Origin of the sequence: Streptosporangium subroseum (genome assembly GCF_900188345.1) — a bacterium.
Classification (GTDB): Bacteria; Actinomycetota; Actinomycetes; order Streptosporangiales; family Streptosporangiaceae; genus Streptosporangium; species Streptosporangium subroseum.
This window is the reverse complement of the sequence record NZ_FZOD01000014.1, coordinates 117,499-133,203: the sequence shown is the minus strand read 5'-3', so window position 1 is coordinate 133,203 and position 15,705 is coordinate 117,499. Positions and strand designations below refer to the sequence as shown.

General features: G+C 69.3%; 14 protein-coding genes. 7 read left to right on the top strand and 7 right to left on the bottom strand.

Features of this window, described 5'->3' with window-relative positions; all coding sequences use genetic code 11:
* The first annotated feature begins 396 nt into the window (after window positions 1-396).
* Window positions 397-684, top strand: coding sequence for an HU family DNA-binding protein (locus tag CHC08_RS16890; protein WP_089208237.1), 288 nt, complete (start codon window positions 397-399; stop codon window positions 682-684).
* Window positions 685-769: 85 nt separating this feature from the next.
* Here CHC08_RS16890 and CHC08_RS16885 read toward each other — a convergent pair whose 3' ends face one another.
* The 3 genes from CHC08_RS16885 to CHC08_RS16875 form a co-directional block, all read right to left on the bottom strand.
* Window positions 770-1,588, bottom strand: coding sequence for an ABC transporter ATP-binding protein (locus CHC08_RS16885; protein ID WP_089208236.1), 819 nt, complete (start codon window positions 1,586-1,588; stop codon window positions 770-772).
* Between the two features lie 84 nt (window positions 1,589-1,672).
* The gene (locus tag CHC08_RS16880; RefSeq protein ID WP_179282076.1) at window positions 1,673-3,274 is read right to left on the bottom strand and encodes a serine/threonine-protein kinase; all 1,602 of its coding nucleotides are present in this window, start codon (window positions 3,272-3,274) and stop codon (window positions 1,673-1,675) included.
* 315 nt (window positions 3,275-3,589) lie between these two features.
* A complete protein-coding gene (locus CHC08_RS16875; protein ID WP_245878367.1) occupies window positions 3,590-4,753 on the bottom strand; it encodes an alpha/beta hydrolase in 1,164 nt (387 codons plus the stop codon).
* Between the two features lie 218 nt (window positions 4,754-4,971).
* On the opposite strand from CHC08_RS16875, the gene CHC08_RS16870 reads away from it, so the two are divergent.
* From CHC08_RS16870 to CHC08_RS16860, 3 genes are read left to right on the top strand one after another with little or no spacing between them, the layout of a single operon-like run.
* Window positions 4,972-5,745 (top strand): ABC transporter permease, encoded by a 774-nt coding sequence (locus CHC08_RS16870; protein ID WP_089208234.1) that lies wholly within the window; start codon window positions 4,972-4,974, stop codon window positions 5,743-5,745.
* Window positions 5,746-5,790: 45 nt separating this feature from the next.
* Window positions 5,791-6,579, top strand: a complete 789-nt coding sequence (locus CHC08_RS16865) for an ABC transporter permease (protein ID WP_089208233.1) — start codon at window positions 5,791-5,793, stop codon at window positions 6,577-6,579.
* 2 nt (window positions 6,580-6,581) lie between these two features.
* The gene (locus tag CHC08_RS16860) at window positions 6,582-7,331 is read left to right on the top strand and encodes an ABC transporter ATP-binding protein (RefSeq protein ID WP_089208232.1); all 750 of its coding nucleotides are present in this window, start codon (window positions 6,582-6,584) and stop codon (window positions 7,329-7,331) included.
* On the opposite strand, the gene CHC08_RS16855 is transcribed toward CHC08_RS16860, so the two are convergent.
* From CHC08_RS16855 to CHC08_RS16840, 4 genes are all read right to left on the bottom strand, one after another.
* Entirely contained in the window at window positions 7,319-8,776 is a 1,458-nt protein-coding gene (locus CHC08_RS16855; protein ID WP_143653241.1) for a sensor histidine kinase, read from the bottom strand. The two genes, CHC08_RS16860 and CHC08_RS16855, sit on opposite strands and share 13 nt — an antisense overlap.
* Window positions 8,777-8,986: 210 nt before the next feature.
* The gene (locus CHC08_RS16850; RefSeq protein WP_089208230.1) at window positions 8,987-9,814 is read right to left on the bottom strand and encodes a helix-turn-helix transcriptional regulator; all 828 of its coding nucleotides are present in this window, start codon (window positions 9,812-9,814) and stop codon (window positions 8,987-8,989) included.
* 178 nt (window positions 9,815-9,992) lie between these two features.
* On the bottom strand, window positions 9,993-10,520 hold the full coding sequence (locus CHC08_RS50710) for an SHOCT domain-containing protein (protein WP_089208229.1): 528 nt from the start codon (window positions 10,518-10,520) through the stop codon (window positions 9,993-9,995).
* A gap of 143 nt (window positions 10,521-10,663) precedes the next feature.
* Window positions 10,664-11,143 (bottom strand): hypothetical protein, encoded by a 480-nt coding sequence (locus CHC08_RS16840; protein WP_089208228.1) that lies wholly within the window; start codon window positions 11,141-11,143, stop codon window positions 10,664-10,666.
* Between the two features lie 175 nt (window positions 11,144-11,318).
* Here CHC08_RS16840 and CHC08_RS16835 point away from each other — a divergent pair, with 175 nt between their 5' ends.
* The 3 genes from CHC08_RS16835 (at window position 11,319) to CHC08_RS16825 (ending at window position 15,607) form a co-directional block, all read left to right on the top strand.
* Window positions 11,319-11,819, top strand: coding sequence for an MFS transporter (locus CHC08_RS16835; protein ID WP_245878366.1), 501 nt, complete (start codon window positions 11,319-11,321; stop codon window positions 11,817-11,819).
* A 281-nt stretch (window positions 11,820-12,100) separates the two neighbouring features.
* Window positions 12,101-12,850 carry a YcnI family copper-binding membrane protein gene (locus CHC08_RS16830; RefSeq protein WP_089208226.1) on the top strand — a complete coding sequence of 250 codons (750 nt, stop codon included), beginning with the start codon at window positions 12,101-12,103 and terminating at the stop codon, window positions 12,848-12,850.
* Window positions 12,851-13,348: 498 nt separating this feature from the next.
* On the top strand, window positions 13,349-15,607 hold the full coding sequence (locus tag CHC08_RS16825; protein ID WP_218825337.1) for an RICIN domain-containing protein: 2,259 nt from the start codon (window positions 13,349-13,351) through the stop codon (window positions 15,605-15,607).
* The last annotated feature ends 98 nt before the right edge of the window (window positions 15,608-15,705 follow it).

The window sequence follows — 15,705 nt, the reverse complement described above, 5'->3', positions numbered from 1 at the left end:
TCACGGCTGAGTCTTGTCGAGGCTTGTTCGGTACACATGTGAACTTCTGAGCTCCTTGGGGCGTCCGAGTATGCAGGGAGGCTCGATGGAAGTTCTGGTCGGCCTCGTTGACGAAGACCTCCGTCTGGAGCTCATCCTCGTCGAGGCCCTACACACGGAGGCGGAACGGCTGGCCGCCCAGTCCGACCGCTGAACACGAGGGCGAGTGCCTGTCACCTCACCGCAGATGACAGGCACTCGCCAAGCACGACGGCCCCGGCATCGCACCTCCCCGCTGATCGTCGCCCACCCGGAACACGCCTCGAACCCGCCTGAAATCCGGCGCCGAGCCGTGCGACATCACAACGCGTTTCCTCCATAAGCTGATCCTGAGGTCTTCATGCCGGAAGGATTCAGATGAACAAGCGCGAGCTGATCGAGAAGGCCGCGGCCGAGGCGGGGCTCAGCCGGCGGCAGACCGCCGCGGCTCTCGAAGCGATCCTGGGGACCATCCAGACGGCCGTGGCGGCCGAGGACAAGGTGGCGCTCCCCGGCTTCGGATCCTTCGAGATCGTGCACAAGCCCGCACGGACCGGACGCAACCCGCAGACCGGCGAGCCCCTGGAGATCGCCGAGACCTGGACGGCCAAGTTCAAGCCGAGCCCCGGGTTCATGGGTCTCATCCGGCAGCGCAAGAAGGACTGACGGTCCGATCCCCGTCAGGCCCCGTCGGTCGGCTCACCGCGACTTACCATGAACGATCATCTCATGATCACTTATCGGACACGCTCTAGCGATCACGTAGCGCACGGGCGGACCAGCGGCCGTCGTGGGCGTCGATCCGCAACGGCCTGCCGAAGCACTCCGACAGGCTCTCATCTGTCAGGATCTCCGTCACCGGACCGCTCGCCTGGATGCGGGCGTCGCGCATCAGCAGGGCGTGGGTCGTGGTGGCCGGGACCTCCTCCAGGTGATGGGTGACGGTGACCGTGGTCAACGCCGGGCGAGTCGTGGCGAGATCCTCCACCGCGCTGATCAGGTCCTCACGCCCGGGCAGGTCGAGCCCGGCGAACGGCTCGTCCAGCAACAGGATCACCGGGTCGACCATCAGCGCCCTGGCGATGCGGATCCGGGCCCGCTCGCCCTGGGAGCAGACGCGAAAGGGCCGGTCGGCGAGGTCCTTGCAGCCCATGTCGGCCAGCAGGCGGTGAGCGCGCTCGTGCTCTGCGGGGCCGTACCGGCCCCAGAGCGGGGCGCTGGTCCCGGTGTGGCCGGTCAGGACGACGGTGTGCGCCGTGGCGCCCTCCTCCTCCATCAGCTCCTCGTCGACGAGCCGCTGGCTGGCGGCGACCAGGCCGATGTGGCGGCGGAGCTCCCTCAGATCCACCCGGCCCAGCCGCTGGCCGAGCACGGTGACGGCTCCCTCGGTGGGATGCCGCACGGCGGCCACCAGCGACAGTAGCGTGGTCTTCCCCGCGCCGTTGGGCCCCAGGATCACCCAGTGCTCTCCGTAGTTCACCCGCCAGTCGATGTCGTCCAGCAGCGTCCGCCCGACCACTCGGACGCCGACACCGCTCAGCTCCACCGGACCCCGAACAAGCTCGCCCATCGGTCTCCCCCTCCGCCTCGACCTGCGGCGTTCACTTTAACGGATGCACCAGTTTGTCCCACCTGGAACCGCCCGAGTAAGTGATCAATCTCCTATCTGTATCGAGGGGCCGGAGCTCGGCGGCGGCGTGATCACCGTCGACGAGGGAATCGGGGTGGTCGGCGTCGGGGACGGGCTCTCGCCGTCGCCGGTCTGCGGGATCTGGGTGAAGGAGGGCCGGGGGGTGCTCGACGTCGCCGGGCAGTCGTTTCTCCGGGCCTTGGGCTTGTTCTTCGCGTTCGCGCCCGCACAGGTCTGCGGCTCGTCGTCGCCCCCGCCCCCGTTGCCGCCGCCGTTGCCGCCCTCGTCCTCGTTCTCGTCGGGCCGGCCGTCCGGTCCGTACGGCTGCCCGGGAGAGAGATCCTCGCGGTCACCAGCGTCCGGGGTGGGCGCCGAGACGGTCTGGGTCGTGGTGACCAGGACCGTGGCGGGGGTCACCGGAAGGGGCATCTGCGGCCTGCCCTCCGGCGGAGGGTTGCCACGGAGGACCGAGCTCGGGGTCGTGCCCTCGCTCTGGATCACCATCGGCATCCGCTGGGGAACGCCCGCGCCCTCGTCGGTGCCGGTCCCGCTCGCGGCGGCGACCACGGTGACGGCCGCCATGGAGACCGTGGCCAGCGCCGCGAAGCTCGCCTGCGACAGGTGCGCGCTCCTGCGCGGCGCCCGGCGGGAGACCTTCGAGGGGACCGAGAGCTGATCTCGCACCGACTCGGCGGCCGCCGGTCGCACGTGCCCGGCTCCCGGCGGGTAGGGCACCGGCGTCCAGATCTCGGCCAGCACCTCGGCGACCGCGACGCGGTGATCCCAGGGGTCGCCCACGCCACCTGCCGCGAGCAGCGCGCCGAGCAGTTCGTCGGCCCGGGGCCGGTGGCCGGGGTTCTTCGCCAGCGACGCCTCGACGGCGGGACGCAGCAGCGCGGGCACCGAGGCGACGCGCGGCGGCTCGACCAGGATGCGCCGGGTCAGCGCGTCGAACTCGCCGCCGCCGAAGGGATGGTGACCGGTGGAGGCGTAGGCGATCAGGCAGCCCCAGGCGAAGACGTCCGAGGCGGGAAGCGCGGGACCGCCCGTGAGCCGCTCGGGGGCGACCCAGCCGGGGCTGCCCATGACCTGCCCCGCCTGCGTGTGCGCGGCGAGGGTGTCCACGTCCCTGGCGATGCCGAAGTCGATCAGCCGTGGCCCGGTGTCGGACAGCAGCACGTTGCCCGGCTTGAGATCACGATGAACCAGTCCGGCCTCGTGCACCGCCATCAGCGCGGCGGCCACCCCCAGGGCGGCGCCGTACGCCAGGTCCGGGGTGAGGGGACCGTGGGCGGACACCACCTGGGACAGCGCGGGACCGCGGATGTATTCGGAGACGAGATAGGGCCGGTCCTTGTCGGTGCCGTCCTCCACCACCGCCGCGGTGCAGAAAGGCACCACTCGCCGGGAGAATTCCACTTCTTCCGCGAAGCGGGCTCGAAGCGTGGCATCGTTGAGATGCATGGGATGTGGCGTCTTGAGCGCTACCACACCACCTTGCGGGTGTTCGGCCAGGTAGACGATGCCCATCCCGCCGACCCCGAGGCGGCCGAGCAGAAGGTAACGGCCGATGATGACCGGGTCCCCGACGGTCAGGGGCCGCACACCGGGCGGCATGCCGTTCATGGGGCCGTTTCCGCCACGTGCCATCCTGGTTGAGCCTCTCGTGTGCGAGCTATGGCAAGCACACTGTGGCGGGAATCGAGGGGCCTTCGCTCCCGACCGCTCACAAGGGATATGACAGGTAAGGCGAATGATCCCTCAAGGTAAGGCACCCGTGGTGCGAAGAGTGCTTTCTGGTACGGGATGTGACGCCGTGACCAGCTATGACAGCCCCCTGTCGGCCTCCGTCACCACACCGGTGAAATCCGGTCGCCGTCACGACATCGGCGAAATTCACCGACTTCGGGGATTCCGCCGCACCGGACGGCGGAGGCGGCCTCAGGCCGCGGCGGAGCCGGGTCGCGCGGTCGGATCCTGGACGGCGGACGCGTCGGACCGCGCGCCGGGATCGTCCGCGGCGGGGTCCTGGACGGCGGGGTCGTACGCGACGGGCTCCCCCGCGAGGTCCTGACCCAGGGGACCGTACATGTCGGGGTCCTGGACGGCGGGGTCGTACGTGGCGAGATCCCGCACCCCGGGATCGTCCGCGGCGAGGACCTGGGCCGCGCTGAGGAACCTGGCGATGTGCAGGAAGACCCGGCGGGCCTCGGGGACGACGTCGGCGAGGATGGCGAAGGCATGGGGCATGCGGGGCCACTCCTCGTAGGTGACCGGCACCCCGCCCGAGCGGGCCCGCTCGGCGACGCGGCGGCCCTCGTCGCGGAGGACCTCGGTGGAACCAGTGACGATCATGAGGGGCGGCAGCCCGGTGTAGTCGCCGAACACCGGGGAGACCAGGTGATGGCGGGTATCGAGGCCGACGGTCCAGCGGCGGGCGAGCCAGTCGACCCGTCCGGCCGAGATCATCGGGTCGAGCAGGCTGTTGACCTGGTGGGGCACGTCGGTGAGGTCGGTCCACGGCGACAGGCACACGGCGGCCGCGGGCAGCGGCAGGCCTCGGTCGCGGAGCGCCAGGAGCGTGGCCAGGGTGAGATGGCCACCGGCGGAGTCACCGGCGAGCAGGATGTCTGCGGGGGCGTAGCCGCGCTCCAGAAGGCACAGGTAGGCGGCGACCGCGTCCTCAAGGGACTCGGGCAGCCGGTGGACCGGGCCCTGGCGGTAGTCGACGGCCAGTACGGGACGCCGGGCCGCGGCCGACAGGCGCCAGGTGATCGGTCGATGGGTCGCCGGGGAGCAGGCGAAGTAGCCGCCGCCGTGGAAGTAGAGCAGCACCTTGCCCTCGTCCAGCTCCTGCCCGGCGCGAACCCACTCGCCGGAGCACGCCCCGACCTCATCCCGCACGACGCTCACGTGGGCGGGCAGGCGGAGCGGCACCTTTCCCGCGAGCGCGGCGATGCGGGAGACCGCCATGACGCCGATACCGGTCCTCAGGAGAATGCCGGACATCGGCTTGAAGGTGCGGCGCATGATCGCGCTGAGCGCCGCAGCCTGCCAGCTGAGCGGATAGTCAGGACAGACGTCCACATCGATCTCATCGTGCATGAGCGCCCCCGCAGAGGGTTTTCCCTAGCCAGAACATGATTCTATCTGAATAGGACATTTCATGACGATTACGGATATATATCAACCTTCCCCAGTTTTAACTTGCCTCTCCTCCGTCAGCCGACCGGATGCCTAAAAATCCATTGCCCGGGCAAGGTGCACCGAGGACGATAGGAGGGTTGTCCTAGCGCCCTCAGGAGGAAGTCTTCCTGCTCTACATGCGTATCGCCGCGTATGGTTTCCGCCGCCACTCCACCTACCGCGCCGCCGCCATCGCCGGAGCCTTCACCAACACCGTCTTCGGGATCCTGCGCGCCTACGTCCTGATCGCCCTGTGGGAGGCCCGCCCGGGACTCGCCGGATATGACATCGCCGACGCCGTCACCTTCTGCTTCCTCAGCCAGGCCTTCATCGGCCCCATGCAGGTCTTCGGCGGCGGCCTGGAGATCTCCGAACGGGTCCGCACCGGCGACGTCGCCATCGACCTCATCCGCCCGGCGTCACTGCAGATGTGGAGCCTCGCCGACGATCTCGGCCGGGCCGCCTACCTGTTCCTGCTGCGCAGCCTGCCGCCGACGATCGTCGGCGCCGCGCTGTTCGGTCTCGTCGTGCCGATCGACCCGGCGACCTGGGCCTTCTTCCTCGCCAGCTTCGTACTGGGAGTGATCGTCAGCTTCGGCTGGCGCTACCTGATCGCGCTGTCCGCCTGCTGGATCATCGACGACCGGGGCGTCCAGTCCCTGTCGCTGGTGATGACGTTCTTCTTCAGCGGCATGGTCCTGCCGCTGAACCTGTTCCCCGGCCGGCTCGGCACGGTGGCGGCCGCCCTCCCCTGGTCGGCGATGGTGCAGGTCCCCGCCGACGTCTATCTCGGCAAGCGGGACGTCCTCGAGGCCCTCGGCTTCCAGAGCGCCTGGGCGGTGGCGCTGCTGCTCCTGGGCGCCCTCGTCACCCGCTCGGCCCGCAGGAAGGTCGTGGTCCAGGGTGGTTGACGACGTGAGCGTCCCCGAGCCGGAGACCGCGGGGGTGGGCGCCTGATGGTCAGAACGTATCTCCTGCTCGCCTGGACCTGGCTGAGGGCCTCCGCGCAGTACCCCGGCCCGCTGATCATGATGGTGATCGGCTCGTTCATCGTCAGCGGGCTTGACGTGGCGGCGATCTGGGTGATCTTCGAGCACGTCGGATCCCTGGGCGGGTTCGACCTGGCCGAGGTGATGTTCCTGTACGGCGCCGCCGGCCTGTCCTTCGCCCTGAGCGACATCCTCTTCGGCAACGTGGAACGCCTCAGCCAGCACATCAAGGCCGGCACCTTCGACACCATGCTGATCCGCCCGGCCGGCGCGTTCGTCCAGATGGCCACGGACCGCTTCAGCGTGCAGCGCCTCGGCAGGCTGGCCCAGGCCGCCGTCGTGCTGGCCATCGCCCTGCCCCAGCTCGGCCTGCCCGCCGGCAGGGCCTGGATGATCCCGGTGATGATCCTGTGCGGGACGGTCATCTTCGCCTCGATCTTCACCCTCGGCGGGGCGATGCAGTTTCTGCTGACCGACGCCCCCGAGGTGGCCAACGCCTTCACCTACGGCGGCAGCGCGCTCACCCAGTATCCGCTGAGCGTGTACGGCAACGAACTCGTCAAGGGCGTCACGTTCATCGTGCCGCTGGCCTTCGTGAACTGGCAGCCCGCCCTGTTCGTCCTGGACCGGCCGGACCCCCTCGGCCTGCCGTACTGGCTCCGCTTCGCCGCGCCCCTGGCGGCCGTCGTCCTGTCCGTCGCCGCCGCCCTCGCCTGGCGGGCGGGCATCCGCCGCTACCGCTCGACGGGAAGTTGAACATGATCGAACTCAACCGGGTCGGCCGCTCGTTCACCGTCGGCCGCCGCAAGGCCAGGAAGACCGTGCACGCCGTACGGGATCTGTCGTTCACCGTGGAGGCCGGGGAGTTCGTCGGCTACCTCGGCCCCAACGGCGCGGGCAAGTCCACCACCATCAAGATGCTCACCGGCATCCTGGCGCCGACCTCGGGCCGCATCCAGGTGGCGGGGCTCGACCCGACGCGCCGCCGCATGGCGCTGGCCCGCAGGATCGGCGTGGTCTTCGGGCAGCGGACGACCCTGTGGTGGGATCTTCCGCTCAAGGACAGCTTCGAACTGGTCCGCCATCTTTACAAAGTAGATCAAATCGACTTCCGGCGGCGGCTCGCCGAGCTGACCGAGCTCCTCGGCCTCGCGGAGTTCATGAGCACACCGGTCCGCCAGCTCAGTCTCGGTCAGCGCATGCGCGGCGACATCACCGCCGCTCTCCTCCACGACCCCGCCGTACTGGTGCTCGACGAGCCCACGATCGGCCTCGACGTGGTGAGCAAGGCCGCGATGCGCGAGTTTCTCCGCCACCTCAACGCCGACCGCGGCACCACCGTCCTGCTCACCACCCACGATCTGGGCGACATCGAGAAACTCTGCCGCAGGGTCATGGTCATCGACCACGGCCACCTCGCCTTCGACGGCACCCTGGACGACCTGCGCGCCACCGCCCCCGACGAGGAGTCCATGGAGGGCGTCGTCACGCGCCTCTACAGCGGCTGAACGCCGCGATCCTCGACGGAGGCTCCCGGCGGGGAGGCGTCCTGCGGGAGGGTGTGCTGAGGGGAAGCCTCCCGCGGAGGGGTTTCCTGGGGGGAGGTCTCCTGCGGAGAAGGCGGAACGGTGCGCTCGGCGTCCATCAACGGCAGCCGGAGAACGAACCGGGCGCCTCGCGGCGAGTCCTCGATCCGCAGGGTGCCGTAGTGGGAGCGGACGATGTCGCGGGAGATGGCCAGGCCGAGCCCGCTGCCGCCGGAGTCGCGGCGTCGCCCGTCGTCCAGACGGGTGAAGCGTTCGAAGACCCGTTCGCGATCGGCCGGTGCGATGCCGGCGCCGTCGTCGACCACCGCCACGACGGCCTGGCCGTCGACGGACTCCACGGAGATCCTGACGCTGACGTCGGCGTGACGCCGCGCGTTGCTCAGCAGGTTGCCCACCACCCGGATCAACTGGATCTGGGAGCCGCAGACCCACACGCCGGAGGAGGCGTGAACGTATACCGGCACACCGTTGGTCTGGGCCTCCGCCTCCTCCTCCACGAGTTTGCCGATGTCGACCAGCTCGCGCGCCGCCGGGTCGGCGACACGTAGCCGGGCCAGCAGCAGCAGGTCGTTGACGATCGCCTCCAGCCGGCCCGTCGCCGACAGCGCCCCCTGGATGGTCTCGCGCGAATCGACGTCGTCGGGGTAGAGCAGCGCCTCCTCCAGCTGCGTGCGCAGGCCGGCGATGGGATTCCTGAGCTCGTGGGAGGTGGTGGAGGCGAACTGACGCTGCTGCTCCACCGCCTCCTGCAGCCGGGCCAGGGTCTGGTTGGCGGTGCTGGCCAGCAGCGCGAACTCGTCCTCACCCGGCGGCATGGGCACCCGCAGGCTCAGATCGCTCACCGTGATCTCCGACATCCGCTCGCGGATCGCCGCCACCGGACGCAGCGTCCGGCCCACCACGGCCCACGTCATCCAGGCGGCGAAGATCAGGAGGATGAGGGCGCTTCCGGCGAAGAAGTACTCCAGGCGGTGCTTGCGAAGGATGGACGGTTCCTCGATGCCCGCGTAGACGACCGGAGCGTCCGCCGTGGGAGAGACCCGGATGGCCATCAGTATGAGACATCCGTCGGTCAGCCTCTGGAACCGATCGTCGGCGGGAGGCCGGATCACGCTCAGCGGCGGCTTGCCCCACGCCTCCCTGCTGGCTCCGAGGACCTTGCCGCGGGCATCCACCAGCTGGATGAGATTGACGCCCGTGGAGGTGGGGATCAGGCTCGGCATGTTGCCGTTGCGCACCGCCGCGCTCCACTGGCTGGCGACCCGTTCGGCGTCGTTGAAGGCGTCGTCCTGGATTCTGTATCGGATGGCCAGGTCGGAGCTCGCGCTCACCGCGATCAGGACGATCAGCAGGAGCGCGGTCGCGGTCGTCGTGTAGCGCGCTTGGATCGAACGCAGGCGCGGCACGAACCTCACTATGTCTTCCTTCCAGGATGTGTGCTGCTCACCACGGTCAGGTCATTGCGCGGCAGAGGCCTGATCCGCGGAGGCACCTTCATGTTCACTCGTCGCACGAGTCCCAAAAGGGGTAGAAGATGTGCAATGCATCAAAATGAACAGTTGTCTGATCCAGGGGCGAGCCGGGAGCCGGGAGTCGCGGCGTGCGGATACGGCGTGTCATGCCGTCATGACGGAGAGGCTGCCCAGCAGTGCCAGGGCCTGCTCGGAGGGACTGGCGGGCTCGGCCTGGAAGATGAGCAGCTGCTGGCCGGGGGCGCTGTTGACGTTGAACACCTCGCCGATGAGGGTCAGGTCGCCGACGTCGCGGTGATGGAAGCGCTTGGCTTCGCGAGTCTTGCCGGATATGTCGTGGCGGGCCCAGAGCCGGCAGAAGTCCGCGCTGTTGAACGAGAGTTCGTCGACCAGCTCGGTCAGGTACGGGTCGTCGAGGTCCGCTCCGGCGGCGGCGCGCAGGTGGGCCACCTTGCCTCGGGCGACCTTCTCCCAGTCGCGGTAGAACTCGCGCGCGGCCGGCTCCAGGAAGACCAGCCGGAGCAGGTTGTCCGCGTGCTCCAGCCCGTCGTAGAGTGCCGCGGCCAGCGGATTGGTGGCCAGCACGTCCATCCAGCGGCCGAACACGAGCGCCGGGGTGTCCGGCCAGCTGCGCATCAACCTCAGCAGGTCCGGGCTGACCCGCTCCACCTCACCGGCCGCTCTGCGCTGCCGCGGCCTCGGATGAGCGAGTTCGTACATGTGTGCCGCGGCTTCGGGGCCGAGGCCCAGCACCCGCACCAGGGAAGCGAGGACCCGCTCGGAGGGATGGCGCTCACGCCCCTGCTCCAGGCGGATGTAGTAGTCGGTGCTGACCCCCGCCAGCATCGCCAGCTCTTCCCGGCGCAGTCCCGGCGTCCGGCGAGGACCGGAATGCAGCAGTCCTACCTGCCTGGGGGTGGTGACCTCACGCCGCGCACGCAGGAACTCACCGAGGAGATTGTCACTGTCCATTTCATTACGGTATGTCAGAAATCGGTTGACAAGGTGGCCGTATCACTCCCAGGGTAAGCCTTTACTTTGACAAAAGCCCTGGCCAGCGTGGTCTCGCCATGACACACCCGGTGCCTCGGCCGCCCGTATCGGCGCCTCGCCGGGACGCCGCGGCCCCTGTCTCACCCCCGGCCGGCGATCACATTTCCGCCAGGATCTTCGCCTTCGCCCGCTCGAACTCCGCGCGGGACAACGCGCCCGCGTCGAGCAGCGCCTGAAGCTTCCGGAGCTGGTCGAGCGGATCGGCGCCGGACGCGGCGTTCCGGCCGGACCCCGACGACGCAGCTCCCCGCTCCTCGGGGATCAGCTGCCCCCGCATCACGACCACTCTGCCACCGAAGAGGTCAGCCTGGCCAGACGGCGCCGCACCGGTGGCCGTACGGGCTTCCGTCCCGGCCGCGAACCCGGCGGGGCTCGCGTCGGCCGTGGGCGGCGGCCCGAAACCCTTGAACGTGCCCAGGAAGAAGCTGAGGAGCCCGCCGATGATCGAGCCGGGCAGCACCCAGGCCCACTTCTCCGAGCCCGGCGCGCACTGGCGCACGGAGACGTAGTTGCCGCCCGAGGCACAGCTACCGCCGCGGACCAGTTCATACAGCGCGTAGAGCGCGAACCCCAGGCAGACCAGGGAGATCAGCGAACCAATGCAGACGCGGACGTAGTACCTCACATCGCGAACCGTACAGCAGCGGCAGGCGCGGCATCAGGCCCATCTCCGGCACGGGTGCGGTGATCCGTTCCCCCCACGGAGCCGTGGTCACATCCGCGTCGTTCCCGCCGGGGCGCGATCCGGTCGAAGACGGAGCCCAGTGGTTAGTAGTACCCCTGGTTGCCGGGCTCCTCATACGCCTCTTCCTCATCCGCGCGGACCCGGGAGGCCCAGCGGGAGGGCATGAGGACGGGCAGGAACAGGGCGATGCCGAGGAGGGCGTAAACGCCCGTGGTGAGGAGCACGCCCATGCCGCGGCCGGCCTGCAGCAGCTCCTCGTGGAAGGCAGGGTCGTCGGGGATCAGGCCCATGGCCCGCCTGACGTCCAGGGCGTAGACCACGGTCCACGCGAGCAGGACCATCGACGGGATGAAGGCGGCCAGGGGGGAGACCCGGCCGGCGATCACCAGGCCGAACAGGAGCCCGATCACGGCCATGACCCCCAGCGCGATCCAGGTCTTCGAGCCGCTCTCCACCGGAAGCGGGGTCAGGCTCGCCCCGGCCTCCTGCACCGCCCATCCGCCGCCGAACAGCAGCACGGCTGTCATGACCAACCCGATGAGCAGCCCAAAGAAGTGCCGCATAGCCACCACCTCGGCTTGAAGCGCTTGTCGTGGGCTTGAAGCGCTTGTCGCGGCAACCATAGCGACAAAAACCTCAGAACGGCAGGCGTCGAAAAGGCATGAGAGCATATGGGTCACCATGCGCGCCCATCTCCCCCTACGCCTCATGCGTGCGGCCGCTTTCTCGGCCGTTTGCGTGACGCTTGCCGTCCTCGGCCACGTGGCCGCGGGCGGTTCGGGGCCCGCGCCGTGGGCGGTGGCCGCCGGCGGGTCGGCGGTCATGTTCATGACGATGCTGCTCGCCGGGCGCGAACGCTCCACCGCGACGATCAGCGTCGGGCTCTCCGCCCTGCAGCTGGCCCTGCACGAACTGTTCGCCCTCGACGGCCCCGCCGGGGTCTCGCTGGTCCCGCACTCACACGGCAGGGGTTTCGGCGAGAGCCTGGGCATGCTCGTCGCGCACCTCACCGCCACGCTGATCACCGGTTGGTGGCTGGCCCGCGGCGAGGCCGCCCTGTGGGCGCTGCTCCACTCGGCGCGGCACCGCCTCAGCGCGATGTTCCGGCTGCTGAGGCCCCCGCGCGTGGCCGTCGCCCTCCCGCGCGCCGTGCCCTCCCCCGTCACGCCCGTCCCGGTGCGTGACGTTCTCCTCCGTCACTCCGTCAGCCGGCGCGGTCCTCCACTGCCCGCCGTCTGACCTCCGTCACCGCTGTCACCGCTGTCACCGATGTCGCCACTGTGACCGCTGTGACCGCCGTGGGCCGGCATACGGTCACGGTCGCCGCGCGCTCCGGCGTACGGCCATCGCCACCGCACAGCCCGGCGCCGGTCCGGCATGCCTGATCCTCCCCGTCCAGCCCTGCCCGCCCCCCGGAGACCACGGTCTCCCGGAGCGCCGGGAGACCGGACGGCCCGGCCTGCCGTGATCGCGCAAGCCCAAAATCCCCAGATTCCGAAGTACCGAAGTGGAGAACTCCCATGTCGCTTTCCCATGCCTGCCGCCGCCTGGTGGCCGTCACCGCCGGTGTGACCGCCCTCACCCTCGGCCTGGCCCTGCCGGCCCTCGCACACGTCACCATCAACCCCGGCACCGCCGTGCAGGGCAGCTTCACGAAGGTCGCCTTCCGGGTCCCGAACGAGCGTGACGACGCCTCGACCAACAAGGTCGAGGTCTCCTTCCCCCTCGATCACCCGCTGCCGTTCGTCTCGGTCAAGCCGGTTCCCGGCTGGAAGGTCAAGGTCGTCGAGGGCAAGCTGCCCAAGCCGGTCACCACCGAGTACGGCGAGGTCACCGAGGCCGTCACGACGATCACCTGGTCGGGCGGGAAGATCGAGGCCGGTCAGTTCCAGGAGTTCGAGGTGTCCATGGGCGCGCTGCCCAAGGACACCGACCAGCTCGTCTTCCCCACGACCCAGACCTACAGCGGCGGCGAGGTCGTGAAGTGGGCCGATGAGCCCAAGGCCGACGGCTCGGAGGCCGAGCGCCCCGCCCCGACGCTGAAGCTCACCCCCGCGCCCGCCGAGGGGAGTGAGCCCGCCGCCTCCGCGACTCCGGCGACGGCTCCCGCGGCCTCCACCAGCACGACGGCCCCGTCGGTGGCCCCGGTCGCCCTCGCGGCGGACAGCTCCGACGGCACCGCCCGCCTGCTCGGCGGCGCCGGCCTGCTGGTCGGGCTCGTCGGCGTTGTGATCGGCGCGCTCGGCCTGCGCCGTGGCCGTACCTCCTGATCGATCCGATCGGCGAAGGCCCCGCGGAAGGAATCCGCGGGGCCTTCCCTTTGAGTCAGCCCCTGTGATTCGGTTCCGGCATCGGCGATCGCCGCCCTCATGCGCGGAAATGCCCTGCTCTGACGGCCGAATGAGCTTATGGAACGGTCCTTAAGAATAATTTAAGTCTTATATTTATCCTAGTATTGACACCTAAACTTGACAGTCATAGCTTCCTCTCGGTGGACGTACCGAGATCCCCGGTCGCCGGCACACCGATCACGGGCCGGAACATCCCGGCATAAGCGGAGCCGGGTCCACCGGCGCGCCTTTCCATCAGAGGCCGCACCGGCGTCTCCGTCCGGAGACGGACGCTCCGCTCGCCGATGGACCTTCGACGTGCCTGCCCGCCCTGGCCGGCCCGTGCCGTTCGCGCGCGGGAAGACGGGACGAGTCCACCACCTACGCACCGGCTACACCACTGGACAGCGATGCCGCACCGCGGCAGAGGAGGGTTTCGTGACTCTGGGACACAACGAGACAGGCGTGGTCCACCGCACACCACGCCGCAACCGGCGGCTCATCACGCTCACGTTGGTCTCGGCGGCGCTGGCCGCGGCGGGCCTGACCTCAATGCCGATGGCGAGCGCGAAGGCGGCCGCCCTGCCCACCGGCTGGACCACCGTGGTGAGCAACAACAGCGGCAAGTGCGTGGACGCGGCGGCCGCGGCCTCCGCGAACGGCACCGCCGTACAGCAGTACGCGTGCAACGGCACGACGGCCCAGCTCTGGCAACTCCAGGCGACCAGCGGCGGCTACTACCGCGTCAATAACAACAACAACGCCGCGCAGGTCTGGGACGTCACCGACGTCTCGACCGCCGACAGCGCCCCCGTCCAGCTGTGGACCTACTCCAGCGGCAACAACCAGCAGTGGCAGCCGGTGGAGGAGGCCAATGGCTCCTACCACTTCGTCAACCGCAACAGCGGCAAGTGCTTGGACGTGGCCGCAGCGTCGACGGCTGACGGCGCGCGGGTCCAGCAGTACGCCTGCAACGGGACCGCGGCCCAGTCGTTCACCCTGGGGTCGGGCGGCACCACCCCGCCGACCGACCCGCCGCCGGCCGGTACCCCCGACCTCGGCCCCAACGTCAGCGTCTTCGACCCCTCGACGCCGGCGTCGACGATCCAGAGCAGGCTGAACTCGGTGTTCAGCCAGCAGCAGACCAACCAGTTCGGCGGCAACCGCTTCGCGCTGCTGTTCAAGCCCGGTTCCTACAACGTCGACGTGAACGTCGGCTTCTACACGCAGGTGCTGGGTCTGGGCCTGTCGCCCGACAACGTCACCATCAACGGCGGCGTGCACGCCGAGGCCGACTGGTTCCAGGGCAACGCGACCCAGAACTTCTGGCGCGGCGCCGAGAACCTCTCGGTGAATCCCTCCTCGGGCACCGACCGGTGGGCGGTCTCGCAGGCGGCGCAGTACCGCCGCATGCACGTCCGCGGCAACCTCCAACTGGACGACGGCGGCTGGTCGAGCGGCGGCTTCATCTCCGACTCCAAGATCGACGGCCAGGTGCGGTCGGGCTCGCAGCAGCAATGGCTGTCGCGAAGCTCCCAGTTCGGCAGCTGGAGCGGCTCCAACTGGAACATGGTCTTCGCGGGCGTCGTGGGCGCGCCGTCGAACAGCTTCCCCAACCCGCCGTTCACCACGGTCGGCACGGTGCCGGTGGTCCGTGAGAAGCCGTTCCTCTACATCAACCAGGCCGGCGCCTACCAGGTGTTCGTCCCGGCGCTGCGGACGAACAGCCAGGGCACGACCTGGGCGAACGGCGCCCCCGCCGGGTCGTCGATCCCGATCGACCAGTTCTTCGTCGCCAAGCCGAACAACACGGCGGCCGACCTCAACGCGGCACTCACCCAGGGCAAGAACCTGCTGTTCACCCCGGGCGTCTACCACCTCACCGACACGATCAGGGTCACCCGTCCCGACACCGTGGTGCTCGGCCTCGGCCTCGCCACCCTGCAGGCGGACAACGGCGTCATGGCCATGTCGGTCGCCGACGTCAACGGCGTCAAGATCGCCGGGCTCCTCATCGAGGCCGGCACGACCAACTCGCCCCTGCTGATGCAGGTCGGCCCGACCGGCTCCAGCGCGAGTCACGCGGCCGACCCGACGTCGCTGCACGATGTGTACTTCCGCATCGGCGGCCCGATCGCGGGCAAGGCCACCAGGAGCCTCGAGGTCAACAGCTCCGACGTGATCGGTGATCACATGTGGCTGTGGCGCGCCGACCACTCCGACAGCCAGCACCCCAACACCGTCGGCTGGACGACCAACCCCGCCGACACCGGCCTGGTCGTCAACGGCAACAACGTCACGATGTACGGCCTGTTCGTCGAGCACTACCAGAAGTATCAGGTGATCTGGAACGGCAACGGCGGCCGGACCTACTTCTACCAGAACGAGCTGCCCTACGATCCGCCCAACCAGGCGGCGTGGATGAACGGCGGCACCCAGGGCTACGCGGCCTACAAGGTGGCCAACTCGGTCACCAGCCATGAGGCCTGGGGTCTGGGCAGCTACGCCTACTTCAACGTCAACCCGGGCGTGGTCGAGGCGCACTCCTTCGAGGTGCCGAACACCCCCGGCGTGAAGTTCCACAACATGGTGACGGTGTCGCTGGGCGGCGTCGGAACCATCAGGAACGTCATCAACAACACGGGAGGCCCGTCGAACTCCAGCACCAACGTCGCCAACCTCGTCAGCTACCCCTAGTTCCACGGACCCGCTCCATCGAATGCCCTGTGCCCTTCCCCGTCATAGGGAGCGGCCACCGGAGCGGCCGCTCCCGGTCCCCCGATCCCCGCGCGGTC

Bases quoted from the DNA above. Each gene is read 5' to 3' on its own strand.
- CHC08_RS16890 (WP_089208237.1), top strand. From the start codon at position 397: ATGAACAAGCGCGAGCTGATCGAGAAGGCCGCGGCCGAGGCGGGGCTC.
- CHC08_RS16885 (WP_089208236.1), bottom strand. From the start codon at position 1,588: ATGGGCGAGCTTGTTCGGGGTCCGGTGGAGCTGAGCGGTGTCGGCGTC.
- CHC08_RS16880 (WP_179282076.1), bottom strand. From the start codon at position 3,274: ATGAACGGCATGCCGCCCGGTGTGCGGCCCCTGACCGTCGGGGACCCG.
- CHC08_RS16875 (WP_245878367.1), bottom strand. From the start codon at position 4,753: ATGCACGATGAGATCGATGTGGACGTCTGTCCTGACTATCCGCTCAGC.
- CHC08_RS16870 (WP_089208234.1), top strand. From the start codon at position 4,972: ATGCGTATCGCCGCGTATGGTTTCCGCCGCCACTCCACCTACCGCGCC.
- CHC08_RS16865 (WP_089208233.1), top strand. From the start codon at position 5,791: ATGGTCAGAACGTATCTCCTGCTCGCCTGGACCTGGCTGAGGGCCTCC.
- CHC08_RS16860 (WP_089208232.1), top strand. From the start codon at position 6,582: ATGATCGAACTCAACCGGGTCGGCCGCTCGTTCACCGTCGGCCGCCGC.
- CHC08_RS16850 (WP_089208230.1), bottom strand. From the start codon at position 9,814: ATGGACAGTGACAATCTCCTCGGTGAGTTCCTGCGTGCGCGGCGTGAG.
- CHC08_RS16840 (WP_089208228.1), bottom strand. From the start codon at position 11,143: ATGCGGCACTTCTTTGGGCTGCTCATCGGGTTGGTCATGACAGCCGTG.
- CHC08_RS16830 (WP_089208226.1), top strand. From the start codon at position 12,101: ATGTCGCTTTCCCATGCCTGCCGCCGCCTGGTGGCCGTCACCGCCGGT.